The 13,087-nt window shown below is 67.6% G+C and carries 9 protein-coding genes and 2 tRNA genes; 9 read left to right on the top strand and 2 right to left on the bottom strand.

The genetic code is table 11. The features are described from left to right. The first annotated feature begins 72 nt into the window (after positions 1–72). Positions 73–160, top strand: a tRNA-Ser gene (locus GK109_RS06405). A 109-nt stretch (positions 161–269) separates the two neighbouring features. On the opposite strand, the gene GK109_RS06410 is transcribed toward GK109_RS06405, so the two are convergent. Then, on the bottom strand, positions 270–2,210 hold the full coding sequence (locus GK109_RS06410) for an FAD/NAD(P)-binding protein (protein ID WP_370460438.1): 1,941 nt from the start codon (positions 2,208–2,210) through the stop codon (positions 270–272). A gap of 84 nt (positions 2,211–2,294) precedes the next feature. On the opposite strand from GK109_RS06410, the gene GK109_RS06415 reads away from it, so the two are divergent. The 4 genes from GK109_RS06415 (at position 2,295) to GK109_RS06430 (ending at position 6,810) form a co-directional block, all read left to right on the top strand. After that, positions 2,295–4,538, top strand: a complete 2,244-nt coding sequence (locus GK109_RS06415) for a prolyl oligopeptidase family protein (protein ID WP_157239151.1) — start codon at positions 2,295–2,297, stop codon at positions 4,536–4,538. Between the two features lie 2 nt (positions 4,539–4,540). Then, positions 4,541–5,062, top strand: coding sequence for a GNAT family N-acetyltransferase (locus GK109_RS06420; protein WP_157239153.1), 522 nt, complete (start codon positions 4,541–4,543; stop codon positions 5,060–5,062). Between the two features lie 102 nt (positions 5,063–5,164). Beyond that, positions 5,165–5,252, top strand: a tRNA-Ser gene (locus GK109_RS06425). Between the two features lie 124 nt (positions 5,253–5,376). Further along, positions 5,377–6,810 carry an MFS transporter gene (locus GK109_RS06430; RefSeq protein ID WP_157239155.1) on the top strand — a complete coding sequence of 478 codons (1,434 nt, stop codon included), beginning with the start codon at positions 5,377–5,379 and terminating at the stop codon, positions 6,808–6,810. A 109-nt stretch (positions 6,811–6,919) separates the two neighbouring features. Here the strand turns inward: GK109_RS06430 and GK109_RS06435 are convergent, their stop codons facing one another. After that, positions 6,920–9,130 carry a RecQ family ATP-dependent DNA helicase gene (locus GK109_RS06435; protein ID WP_157239157.1) on the bottom strand — a complete coding sequence of 737 codons (2,211 nt, stop codon included), beginning with the start codon at positions 9,128–9,130 and terminating at the stop codon, positions 6,920–6,922. Between the two features lie 143 nt (positions 9,131–9,273). Here GK109_RS06435 and GK109_RS06440 point away from each other — a divergent pair, with 143 nt between their 5' ends. The 4 genes from GK109_RS06440 to GK109_RS06455 all read left to right on the top strand — a co-directional run bounded on the left by GK109_RS06440 (position 9,274) and on the right by GK109_RS06455 (position 12,954). Next, positions 9,274–10,692 carry a phosphomannomutase/phosphoglucomutase gene (locus GK109_RS06440; RefSeq protein WP_321215343.1) on the top strand — a complete coding sequence of 473 codons (1,419 nt, stop codon included), beginning with the start codon at positions 9,274–9,276 and terminating at the stop codon, positions 10,690–10,692. Between the two features lie 6 nt (positions 10,693–10,698). Beyond that, a complete protein-coding gene (locus GK109_RS06445) occupies positions 10,699–11,187 on the top strand; it encodes a hypothetical protein (protein WP_370460439.1) in 489 nt (162 codons plus the stop codon). A 15-nt stretch (positions 11,188–11,202) separates the two neighbouring features. Next, positions 11,203–11,652, top strand: coding sequence for an Rrf2 family transcriptional regulator (locus GK109_RS06450; protein ID WP_157239159.1), 450 nt, complete (start codon positions 11,203–11,205; stop codon positions 11,650–11,652). A 141-nt stretch (positions 11,653–11,793) separates the two neighbouring features. Next, on the top strand, positions 11,794–12,954 hold the full coding sequence (locus GK109_RS06455) for a globin domain-containing protein (protein WP_157239161.1): 1,161 nt from the start codon (positions 11,794–11,796) through the stop codon (positions 12,952–12,954). Positions 12,955–13,087: the final 133 nt, after the last annotated feature.

The following is a 13,087-nucleotide window of genomic DNA, read 5'->3' on the forward strand; positions in this document are numbered from 1 at the left end:
ACCAGTGTGCACCGGACGCGTTCCGGGTTCTGTTTTGTTGCAGGCAAGTGCCTATGAAACACTACTGGGTGAGGAAGGTTGTCCGAGCGGCCGAAGGAGCTAGTCTTGAAAACTAGTGTGCGGTAACCCCGTACCAAGAGTTCGAATCTCTTACCTTCCGCGAAACAGGACCCCTGTCCGCCAGCATGCTGGCCGGCAGGGGTCCTTCGTTTTGCCGGCAAAAGCCTGCGGGCGCCGGGTTCCGACTGCTTGAAGCAACCTCCGGGCAGTTACAGCGCGAGTATTGCCCCGGCGATTTCGTCCGCGTCGCGAAGGGTCCGCTGGCCACTGCGGTAGTTTGGGCCGCCGGGCTGGATGGCCTCGGCGGCGATGGCCGTGCCCCATTGGACCGATGAGAGCTGGAGTCCCAGCACGTACAGGCCTCCGGTCACCGAGCCGTTGGCTGCCACGGGACGGTAGGGATGCGGCACCACATCCAGGCCGGTGGACTGCACGGGGGCACCCTCCACCGTCATCATCAGCCGCGGCCGGACCAGGCCGTCCGCCAGCAGCTGCTCCAGCACCGGCGAATCACTGGCCGAGACCCGGTTACCGGGCGCGAGCGCCTCCACCATGGTCCGGGCAGCCACCGGAGCTCCGGCCACCCAAGGTGAAGACGCCGTGAAGGCGGCGTTCTTCCGGTCCACTGAGAACTTGGGGTCTGGACCCACGAAGCTCACCACCCCCGCCCTGGCCAGCGCCGCCAGCTGCTCGGAGCGCAGGGCCGGAGGCCCGCTGGCGAGTCCTTCCACAAACGACTCGAACCAGCCACGCAGTCCCGCCACCCAGGATTCATCGGTGATGCCGCCGTCGGCCACTGCTGTCTTCAGCACGGCGCGCCCGTGGTGGAGTGCCCCAATGGCCATCTTCACGGGGTCATCTTCCCCGAGCGCGGACCGGCGGGCGTCGTCCAGCAGGTAGTCGACGACGGCGGCATCGAGTTCGGTGCGTGAGGCAAAGGATCGTCCGGCAAGGGGTGCGGCGAGCGCCGGCAGGTCCAGCCGGTGCCGTGGCCCCACGTGCACGGCCAGCACACTCTCCACGCTGTCTTCCCAGTTCGCGGCACTGTGCGCGTGCGGATGCAGCGCCTCATCGAGTGCGGCGAGGAAGGCCGCCGGATCCGGTACCGCGTTCGGCTGGGAACGCACCAGGGTGGAGTAGTACGCCCACAAAGCGTCACGGTGCAGGAGCGGCCAGAAATCGTGGTCGAACGCCGGGCGGATTCCTGCGGTGCGGAACCGTTCCAGCGCCGCTTCGGTGAAGTAGCGCAGGGTGACCGACGCCGGGTAGTAGCCGTCCAGGGCAGCTTTCGCCCGGTAGGGCGTTCCCCGGCGGGAGGCGGCAATGATCCGCGGTTCCTGGCCCGAAGGCTCGTACCTGAGCGCCGTTCCGTTGCTGATGAATTTTCCGCCGCGGCCCTCGGTCAGCTGCACCATGGTGTCGAAGAAGTTCAGGCCCATGCCGCGGACCAGGACGGGCTCCCCTGCGGGAACCAGGGACCAGTCCACGTCCGCAGGTACAGCCGGCGGGAAGTATCGGAGGCCCAACCGCTTGGCCGACGCCTGCAGTTCGCGCTGTTCGGGGTTCAGGCGGGACGGGACGTGGCCCAAGGCAAGCACCACGGCGTCGGTGCGCAGCCTGTCTCCAGTGGCCAGGCCGACGTCGAACGTTCCGTCCCCCGCGGGGCGCACGGACTGTGCCGACGTTTCGTGGAAGTCGATGGTGACGCCGTCGGGCGCTTTGGACGTCAGCTCCTCCAGCGTGCTGCGGAGGTAGCGGCCGTAGAGGGCCCGGCTGGGAAAGCCGTTCGGGCCCAGGGCGGCCAGTTCAGCGAGGTCCTCCCCTCCCAGGGACGGCGAGGGGTTGCGCTGCTGGCGCGCCCGCCACAGGTCGAAGGTGGTTCCTGCGACCGGCGGCGCCAGGTCAGGGTCCTCGGGGATCAGCGTGGGGTAGAAGGACTGCGTGTTCATCAGGAACAGCCGGGACTGCTGCGGCTGCCACACGTGCCCCGGGCCCGCCGGAAAGGGGTCGACGACATCGATGTGGAGACGCACCGTTCCTGCACCGGAAGCGATCTGCGCAGCACGGCGGGCAAGCAGGCGTTCCAGCACGCTGGTGCCCCGCGGACCTGCGCCGATGATGGCGGTCCGGATGCTCTGCGTTTTTTCCACGCCATCCAGCGTACGGGCTGGAAACAGAGTGTGGGCTGAACGCTTGACTTGCCAGCCGTCCGCGGTGTTGTTTGGATGGGGCGCATGACCACCACTGAAGCTGATCCAGCGCCCGCCTCCGGAACCGGCAACCCCTCCGGAACCGGCCCGCGGGACATCGCGCCCGAGCCCACTGACGAAAACGCCTGGCTCGAAGACATTTACGGCGAGGAGCAGCTTGCCTGGGTGAAAGAGCAGAATTCGCGCACGGAGGACCTCCTGGAGGACGCGGACTACGCCGGACTGGAAGGCAGCATCCTGGAGGTGCTGGACTCCACGGACCGGATCGCCATGGTGGGGAAGCGCGGTGACTGGTACTACAACTTCTGGAAGGACGCGAAGAACCCCAAGGGCCTGTGGCGGCGCACCACCTGGGAGAGCTACTGCACGGATTCCCCCGAGTGGGATGTGCTGCTCGACGTCGACGCGCTGGCGGCAGCCGAGGGCCAGGAATGGGTTTTCCACGGCGCCACCTTCCTGCGCCCCGCTTCCGGGGAACCGTACCGGCATGCACTTCTTGCCCTCTCCCCCGACGGCGGCGACGCCAACCGGTACCGCGAATTCGACGTGGAGGGCAGGACTTTCGTGGACCCCGCCCAGGGCGGTTTTGACCTGCCGACGGCGAAGGGAAACGTTTCCTGGCTGGACGCGGAAACGTTGCTGGTGGCCTCCACCGCGGACGGACTGCCGAAGACCGCTTCCTCCTACGCCCGGGCGGCCGTCACGCTCAAACGCGGGGATTCCCTGGCCGGAGCGCCGCGGCTGTTCGAGGTCCCCGAGCACCACATGATGGCCGTGGTTGCCCACGATTCCACCCCCGGTTTTGAGCGCACCTTCGCCGTTGACTACATCGATTTCTTCAACCGCAGGAACCTGGTGCTGCGTGAAGGATCCTGGGTCCAGATCGATGTGCCCACCGATGTGAATGTCAGCGCGCATCGGGAATGGCTGCTGTTCCGGCCGCTCCAGGACTGGGTGCGTGGCACGTCAACGTACCCGGCGGGCTCGCTCCTCGCTGCCCGGTTCGAGGATTACCTGGCCGGTTCAGCCGACCTGGCCGTGCTGTTCACCCCGGATGCGAATACGTCCCTGCAGTCCTGGAGCTGGACCCGGGACTTCCTGCTGCTGAACCTCCTGAAGGACGTGTCCTCCGAAATCCGGGTGCTGGATCCCTCCCGGCCAACGCACAATGCCCAGGCCGCGTGGGCGTCGTCGCCGCTGGATGCCTGCCCGCCGCTGCATGACGTCAACGCCTACGCGGTGGACGACGAAGACGAGGCCGACGGCGGTGCGGGCAACGACTTCTGGCTCGTCGCCACGGGCTTTACCACGCCTACCACGCTGCTGCGCGGCAGCTTGGAGCGTGCGGCGTCCGGTCCCCCCGGCGTGGTGAGCCGGCACGCGGTGGTCAAGGCGTCGCCGTCGTTCTTCGATGACGGCGGCTATGAAGTGCAGCAGCACTTCGCCGTGTCCGACGACGGGACCCGGGTTCCGTATTTCCAGGTGGCTTCCCGGGACCTGGCCCTGGACGGGCAGAACCCCACCCAGCTTTCCGGATATGGCGGATTCGAGGTTTCGCGCACGCCGGCGTACAGCGGCACGGTGGGCAGGGCCTGGCTGGAACGGCGCACGTCCGGGGCGCCAAACGCGGACGGCGGGGCACCACACTCCCGGGGCGGCGTCTACGTCGTGGCAAACATCCGCGGCGGCGGCGAATACGGGCCGTCGTGGCACCGGGCGGCGCTGCAGGAGAATCGGCACAAGGCGTACCAGGACTTCGCGGCCGTTGCGAGGGATCTTCTGTCCCGGGGAGTCACCTCACGGGAGCGGCTGGGCTGCGTCGGCGGGTCCAACGGGGGGCTGCTGGTAGGCAACATGCTTACCCGGTACCCGGAGCTTTTCGGAGCTGTCTCATGCGGCGTGCCGCTGCTGGACATGCGCCGTTACACCAGGCTTTCGGCCGGGCACTCCTGGATTGCCGAATACGGCGACCCTGACGTCCCGGAACAGTGGGAGTACATCAAGACCTTTTCCCCCTACCACCTGCTCAAGGACGGGGTTGAGTACCCGGAGACGTTTATCTGGACGGCCACCTCCGACGACCGGGTCGGCCCCGTCCAGGCGCGCAAGATGGCAGCCCGCATGCTGGCCATGGGCATCCCCAACGTCTGGTTCCACGAGGCGCTGGAGGGCGGCCACGCAGGGGCGTCGGACAACCGGCAGGCTGCGGCGCTGCAGGCCCGCAGCCAGCACTTCCTGTGGAAGGCACTGGCGGGCGGGGCCTCGTAGCGATGGCGCTCGAGGTGCGGCGGGCGGCGGCCTCCGACGTGGAGCGGCTGGCCGAGGTTCACGTCCTCTGCTGGCAGGAGACCTACCGCGGGATGCTGTCCGACGGGTTCCTGGCCTCGCAGAAGACCGGTTCGCGGCTGCAGCTGTGGCGCCACCTGCTGGAAGCCGCCGAACCCGCGCATGCCTGGGTGGCGTCCGACGGCGGCACGGTAGTTGGGTTTGCCGGCATCCGCAGGGAGCCTGGGGCCGCGTCGCACGGGTTTGCGCCGCCGTCGTCCGGGGACCTGGAACTGTGGGGGCTGTACCTGCTGGCGTCGCACCAGGGGCTGGGCCTGGGCCGCCGCCTCCTGGCGGCAGCGCTGGGCAATGAGGCGGCGAGCCTGTGGGTGGCCGCCGACAACCAGCGCGCCATTGGCTTCTACCGGCACTTCGGGTTTGAACCTGACGGCGCCGCCGACGTGATTCCCGGGTGGGAAGACCTTCGCGAAATCAGGATGGTCCGGGGCGGACAGCCGCCGGGGTGAAGCCCGCACCGGGCAGCCGGGAAGTCCTTTGGAGGCCCGGGCGATCCGTTTTGCACTGCATGCCCCGTTCTGCGTATCCTTGGTGGGCTAGGAATAGCAATTGGAGACGTGCCAGAGCGGCCGAATGGGCTTCACTGCTAATGAAGTGTGGGGCACAACTCCACCGGGGGTTCAAATCCCCCCGTCTCCGCGTTTGGCCCCGGTCCTGGACCGGGGCCTTTTGCGTTCCCCGGCAGGTTCAACGACCCGGACGTATCCGTCCGTGGGACGGACACCCGGCGCCTTGCCCGTCCCGGCGGTGGCAGGATTGTCGGATGGCAGCAAGCGACACGGTGGATGAGGCGCACGGCACGGTGCAGGCGTGGAACCCCCGCCTGGCGCTCCTGGTGGCCGCCACCTTCTTCATGGAGTTCCTTGACGGCACAGTCCTCACCACGGCCATCCCCAACATCGCTGCCGACTTCCGGGTGCCCGCCGCGGACGTCAACATCACCATGACGGCGTACCTGCTGACCGTTGCCATGGGTATCCCGCTCAGCGGCTGGCTGGCTGAGCGCTTTGGTGCCCGACGCATCTTTTGCCTTGCCATTGCGATCTTCACGGCAGCATCCCTGGCCTGTTCGCTCAGCCAGGACCTGGTTGTCCTCACCCTCAGCCGGACCGCGCAGGGATTCGGCGGCGCCATGATGGTACCGGTGGGAACCCTGCTGGTCCTTCGCGGGACGCCGAAGGCGGACCTCCTGCGCGCCACTGCGTTCCTGGTGTGGCCCGGGCTCCTGGCGCCAGTGCTCGCACCGCTGGTAGGCGGGGCCCTGACCACCTATCTTTCCTGGCACTGGATCTTCCTGATCAACCTCCCGCTGGGTGTGGCCGCACTGCTTGCGGCACTCCGGCTGGTTCCTGCTGCCGCGGGCGACGGCGGACGGCGGCTGGACTGGGTGGGCTTGTCCCTTACCACGCTGGGCGTGGGCGCCCTGGTGGCTGGCCTTGAACTGGTGAGCGCCCATCCTGCCGCCCCCTGGGCGGCCCTGAGCGCAGGTTTCGGCGTGACGGCTGCAGCCTGCGCCGTGTTCTGGATGCGCAGGACCCCCAATCCACTCTTTGACCTCGGGGTGTTCAGCACCCGCACGTTCAGGGCGATGGCCACCGGCGGGTTCGCCTACCGGCTGGCCATCAGCTCCGTCCCTTTCCTGCTGCCGCTGATGTTCCAGGCCGGGTTCGGCTGGTCCCCGCTGCACGCAGGTGCCATGGTGGCGGCCGTCTTCATCGGCAACATCGGCATCAAGCCGGCCACCACGCCGCTGATCCGGCGCTTTGGCTTCAAGGCGATGCTCGTCTTCGCCTCCCTTGCCTCTGCAGCCACGTTCATCCTCTGCGCCCTGCTCACGGCAGAAACGCCAGAGCCGCTGACGTTTGCCCTGCTGGTCTGCAGCGGCGCCTTCCGCTCAATCGGGTTCTCCGCCTACGCGTCGGTCCAGTACGCCGACATCGCGCCGGCGCAGCTCACCTCGGCAAATACTGTGTCTGCCACCCTGGTCCAGCTCGCCACTGCTGCGGGCATTGCCATTGGGGCCTTGCTCATCCGGCTGTTCGACGGGCTCAACAGCTTTCCAGCTGATTCCGCCGGACCTTTCCGCGGCGCATTCCTCGCCATGGCGGTGCTGATGCTGGCGAGCACGGCGGACAGCCTGTTCCTGCCACGGCATGCCGGAGCGGAAGTCAGCCGGCGCGGGGCCCAGCGGGTCTAGGCCCTGCGGGGTCCAGGCGCAGCGCGTCCAGGCCCTGCGGGGTCCAGGCGCAGCGCGTCCAGGCCCTGCGGGGTCCAAGCCCTGCCGGATTAGGTTAGCGAACCCAGAGTCAGCCCGCCTGGGCCAGCACCAGCGGAAGCACAGCACCAGCCCCGGCCTGGCGAAGAGCCCGGCCGGCCACGGTGAGCGTCCACCTGCTGTCCACGATGTCATCGACCAACATCACGCTGCCGCCCTGCAACGAGCCCAGCGCGGCCTCAAGTTCCGGCCCCACCACCAGACGGTCCCACACCCCCGCCAGCCGGTAGGCGCTGTTGCCCCCGCGGTTTCCCGTAGGGCCACCGTGCGCCAACTGAAGCTCGCCCAGGTACGGGATGCGTCCGATCTCCGAAATTCCCTTCGCAAGGGACCCCACCAGCTCAGGCTTGCCCCGCGACGGGATGCTAACAATGGCGGCCGGCCGTCCGGCCCCGCTCCACGCGGGGTTGCGCGGGTCACCGCCGGCCCATTCGCGCAGTACCTGGACGCATGCCTGAAGCATGCCCGGGTCAACGGGCCGGTCCCCCGCGCCGGCCGCAAACAGCTCCCGCAATGCCCCGCCCCAGCCCAGGTCTGTCAGCCGTGCGAGGACCCGCCCCTCGGAGACTCCTTCTGCAGGTTTGAGCTTCCCCTTCACCGGAACACCAAGGCGGTCCATGCCGCTGGGCCACTGCAGCCGCGATTCCAGTACTCCGCCCGCCCTGCTGAGGGTCTGGCCGGCCGCCGCGGTGGCCTGCTCGGCAATCTCCGCCGGGAACCACCGGCCGGCGCAGTTATCGCACCTGCCACAGGCGTGGGCGGTCTCGTCATCAAGGACGGACGTGATGTATTCCATCCGGCAGCCGGCAGTGTCCTGGTAGATCACCATGGAGTCCTGCTCGTCCACGCGGGCCTCAGCTATCCGCCGGTACCGCTCGGCGTCGTATGCCCAGGGCCGGCCAGTGGACCGCCATCCACCGCCCACCCGCTCCACGGCGCCATCCACTGAGAGGACTTTCAACAGCAGTTCCAGCGGAGTGCGTCGAAGGTCCACCCTGGCTTCCAAGGCAACTGTGGACAGTGCGGTGCCTGCTTCAGCGAGCGCCGTGAGGACGGCGGCGGCTTTTTCCTCCGACGGCATGGAAGCTGTGGCGAAGTACTGCCAGATGTCCCGGTCTTCAGGACCCGGCAGGAGCAGGACATCGGCGTTCGCCGCCCCACGGCCGGCACGCCCAACCTGCTGGTAGTAAGCCACCGGCGAGGACGGCGCTCCGAGGTGGACCACGAAGCCGAGATCGGGCTTGTCAAAACCCATGCCTAGCGCGGACGTGGCAACCAGCGCCTTGACCTCGTTGTCCTTCAGGAGCTGTTCGGCGCGTTCCCTGTCTGCGGGGTCCGTGCGCCCGGTATAGGCCAGCACCTCGTGGCCGGCCTCCGCCAGGAGGCGCGCTGTGTCCTCCGCCGCGGACACCGTCAGCGTATAGATGATGCCGCTGCCGGGAAGGTCGGCCAGATGCGTCAACAGCCAGCCCAGGCGCTGCTTGGCATCAGGAAGTGACAGGACCCCCAGCCGCAGCGAATCCCTGCCCAGCGCACCACGGATGGTGAGGACGCCGGCGCCGAGCTGCTCTTCGATGTCGTGAACCACCCGGGAGTTGGCGGTGGCTGTGGTGGCCAGCACGGGAACCGAATCCGGCAACTGGGTTATCAGGTCGGCGATCCTGCGGTAGTCGGGCCGGAAGTCGTGGCCCCAGTCCGAGATGCAGTGTGCCTCGTCGATGACCAGCAGGCCTGTGCGCCGGATAAGTTCGGTAAGCTGGTTTTCGCGGAAGGAGGGGTTGGTCAGCCGTTCCGGGGACACGAGCAGGACGTCCACCTGGTCAGCGGCGAGCTGTTCGCGGACGGTGTCCCATTCCAGCTGGTTCGCGGAGTTGATGGCCACGGCACGGACCCCTGCCCGGGCAGCCGCGGCTACCTGGTCCCGCATGAGGGCGAGGAGTGGCGACACGATGAGCGTGGGTCCGGCCCCGCGGCGGCGCAGGAGCAGGGAGGCCACGAAATAGACTGCCGATTTTCCCCAACCCGTGCGCTGCACCACCAAAGCCCTGCGGCCGTCGTCCACCAGTGCCTCGATGGCTTCAAACTGGCCCTCGTGGAAACCGGCTGCCTGGTTGCCCACCAGCTCACGGAGAACGGCGAGCGCCTGCGCGTGGGTTGCCGAAGAAGGAAGGACGCCGGCATTTGCCGGTTCAGGAACGGTTGCGGGTTCAATGAGGTTGGTGGCGTGCTGGTTATCGACCATTGATTCAGTATCCCAGCCACCTCCGACACGAGGCACACGGGAGCGCCCTATGTGGAAACCCCGCCACCGCAGCTTCGCGTCACATACGCCGGCCCCCACCCGTCCTCCACAGCCACTTCCGCGGCCCACGTAAGATAAAGCCCGTGACTAGCGAACAGACAACGACTTTTGACCTTTCGGCATCCTTCAAGGCGTACGACGTCCGTGGCATCGTGGGCGAGTCCATCACCGCCGAAATCGTCGAAGCCGTGGGCGCCGCCTTCGTGGACGTCCTCCAGCTCGAAGGCCAGACCATCCTGGTGGGCGGCGACATGCGCCCGTCCTCCCCGGAATTCAGCAAGGCCTTCGCCAACGGCGCAGCCACCCGCGGCGCCAACGTTGAGCTGCTGGACCTGATTTCCACGGACGAACTGTACTTCGCCTGCGGTTACCTGAACCGCGCCGGCGCCACCTTCACCGCCAGCCACAACCCGGCCGGCTACAACGGCATCAAGATGTCCAAGGCCGGAGCCGTTCCCATTTCTTCCGAATCCGGCCTTAAGGACATCCAGGCCCTCGCCGAGCAGTACCTCAACACCGGCACCATCCCGGCCGCGGCGAAGCGCGGCCTCATCGGTGTCCGCGACGTCCTCAAGGACTATTCCGAATACCTCCGCAAGCTCGTGGACCTGTCCGGTTCCCGGCCGCTGAAGGTTGTTGTGGACGCCGGCAACGGCATGGCAGGCCTCACCACCCCTGCAGTGCTGGGCGACACCCTGCTCCCCAAGCTGCCCCTGGACATCGTCCCCCTGTACTTCGAGCTGGACGGTTCCTTCCCCAACCACCCTGCGAACCCGCTGGAACCGGAGAACCTCCGCGACCTGCAGGCGGCAGTGGTGGAACACGGTGCGGACATCGGCCTGGCGTTCGACGGCGACGCCGACCGCTGCTTCGTAGTGGACGAGAAGGGCGAGCCCGTGTCGCCGTCGGCCATTACCGGCATGGTGGCGCGCCGCGAGATTGCCCGCGCCAAGGCCCTGGGCGAGGCAACCCCCACGATCATCCACAACCTCCTCACTTCGCGCGCCGTGTCAGAGCTCGTGGAGCACGACGGCGGCCGGGCAGTCCGCACGCGCGTGGGCCACTCCTTCATCAAGGCGGTCATGGCGGAGGAAGGCGCGGTCTTCGGCGGGGAGCACTCAGCCCACTTCTACTTCCGTGACTTCTGGAACGCGGACACGGGCATGCTGGCGGCCATGCACGTCCTGGCAGCCCTGGGCGAACAGGACGGCCCCCTCTCGGAACTGGGCCGCGAGTACGAGCCGTACGTCAGCTCGGGCGAGATCAACTCCGAGGTCGACGACAAGCCCGCCGCCGTCGAGCGCGTACGCGCTGCCTTCGCGGACGAGGACATCACCATCGACACCCTGGACGGCAGCACGTTCACGGCCAATGACGGCAGCTACTGGTTCAACCTGCGTCCGTCCAACACCGAACCTTTCCTCCGGCTCAACGCCGAGGCGACCGACCGCGCCACCATGGAACGGGTCCGGGACCGGGTCCTGTCGATTGTCCGGGCGTAGGCAAGCGTGACACAGTCCCCGGAGCCGGGCTCCGAAGAACAGGGCTCCTGGCGCGGCTCGGTGCCGGAAGCCACCGCCACGGATCTGGAGAACCTCCTGGGCACGGGCGTCAGTGCCGCCCAGGAGCAACTCCACCGCAGCGGCGGCTTCCTGCCCTTCGCCCTGACCGTCCAGAACGACGGCGAGGTGCGGCTGGTGGCCGTCTCGCCGGCAGATGCCGCGGAAGGTTCGGACGGCGACTTTGATGCCGACGCCATGATCAGCGACCTCACAGCCCTGCTGCGGCAGAACCGGGAGGACTTCCGGGCTGCCGCCGTGGTCTGCGACATCCTGCTGGTGGAGGAGGACTCGGACGCCATCCACGTGGCGGCGGAGCACCGCGACGGCTCTGTCTTTGCTGCCGTGCTGCCTTACTCGGCGAACGCGGGCACCCAGACATGGGAATTTGGGGAGCTGGCGGCCGACGCCAGCGAGCCCGCGATCTGGGTGGACTAGACCGGCCGCGCCGCCATGAAGATCAACGCCTTCGCCGACGTCAGCCTGCGCGCCCTCATGGTGCTTGCGGCAGCTCCCGCGGGTGCCCTGCTGACCACGCAGAACATCGCCGACTCCGTAGGGACGCCCTACAACCACGTCAGCAAAGCCATGGCGAAGCTGCGCACCCTCGGATATCTCGAGGTGGTCCGCGGCCGGACCGGCGGCTCCCGCCTCAGCCACGCCGGCCGCAATGCCACCGTGGGGCAGGTCCTGCGGCAGCTCGATACCCGGACCGACGCGGCAGACTGCGTGGCTCCCGGCGGGAACTGCCCCCTGATCAACGAATGCCGGCTCCGCTCCGCGCTGTCCCGGGCACGCGAGGCGTTCTACCACGAACTCGATTCCGTCAACATTGCGGACCTCCCCGTGTCCGGCCAAATGGCCCCGGTCTTCAGCATGATCGGTCTCCGCCCGGGGCTCTGATACCCGGGCCAGGCCTGTATTACCGGGCGATTTGCTTCCATCTTCTACAACATGTAGAAATTGGGTATGAAAACCAGCATTTTGAATGCAGGTATTCGCAAAGGCCGGACGAAGGCCCCGGTCACTACCTCAGGAGTTCCCATGCTCTCGGAAAAATCCCGCCCCGTCATTGAAGCAACGCTGCCCCTCGTCGGATCCCGGATCGGCGCTATCACCCCCAATTTCTACGCCCGCCTGTTCGCCGCCCACCCCGAACTCCTGGACGGCCTGTTCAGCCGCTCCAACCAGCGCTCCGGCAACCAGCAGCAGGCGCTGGCAGGCAGTATCGCGGCCTTCGCCACCCACCTGGTCAACAACCCGGGCACCCTTCCCGAGACCGTCCTCTCCCGCATTGCCCACCGGCACGCTTCCCTGGGCATCACCGAACCGCAGTACCAGGTGGTCTACGAGCACCTCTTCGCCGCGATCGCCGAGGACCTGGCGGAGGTCATCACCCCGGAAATCGCGGAAGCCTGGACCGAGGTGTACTGGCTGATGGCCGATGCCCTGATCAAGCTCGAAAAGGGCCTCTACGCCGCCCAGGCCAATGACCGGATGTGGATGCCGTGGCGCGTGGCGGCCAAGACCCCCGCCGGCGCAGGCTCCATGACCTTCACCCTCGAACCGGCCGACGACACCCCGGTCACCCCGGCCCTTCCCGGCCAGTACATCAGCGTCAAGGTGACCCTGCCGGAAGGCCTTCGCCAGGTGCGCCAGTACTCGCTCTCCGACGAGGCCGGCACCAGCCGAAGCTTCACCACCAAGCTTGACGACGGCGGCGAGGTCTCCCCCGTGCTCCACAACAACGTGCAGGTTGGCGACGTCCTGGAGATCTCCAACCCCTACGGCGAGATCACCCTCAAGGAGGGCGACGGGCCGGTGGTGCTGGCGTCCGCGGGCATCGGCTGCACCCCCACCGCTTCCATCCTTCGGTCCCTGGCAGAGGCCGGGTCCGAACGGCAGGTGCTGGTGCTCCACGCGGAAAGCACCTTGGACAGCTGGGCGCTGCGCAGCCAGATGACGGACGACGTCGAGCGCCTGGACGGCGCCGAGCTTCAGCTGTGGCTCGAAGAGCCCGTGGACGGAGCCAGGGAAGGTTTCATGTCCCTGCGTGAGGTGGATCTGCCGGCGGATGCGTCCCTGTACCTGTGCGGCCCGCTGCCGTTCATGAAGAACATCCGCAACGAAGCCATCAACGCCGGCATCCCGGCCACCCGGATCCACTACGAAGTGTTCGGCCCCGACATCTGGCTCGCCAGCTGAATCGATTGCTCCGTACCTGTCGTTTTGGAGTTCCATAACGACAGGTGCGGAGCAATCGATGGCGGGCCGGTGGGGGAACGACGGCGGCGCCGCACCTTTTTCCCAAAAGGTGCGGCGCCGCCGTCGTTATGCC

It is taken from the genome of Pseudarthrobacter sp. GA104 (genome assembly GCF_009741265.1).
Lineage (GTDB): Bacteria > Actinomycetota > Actinomycetes > Actinomycetales > Micrococcaceae > Arthrobacter.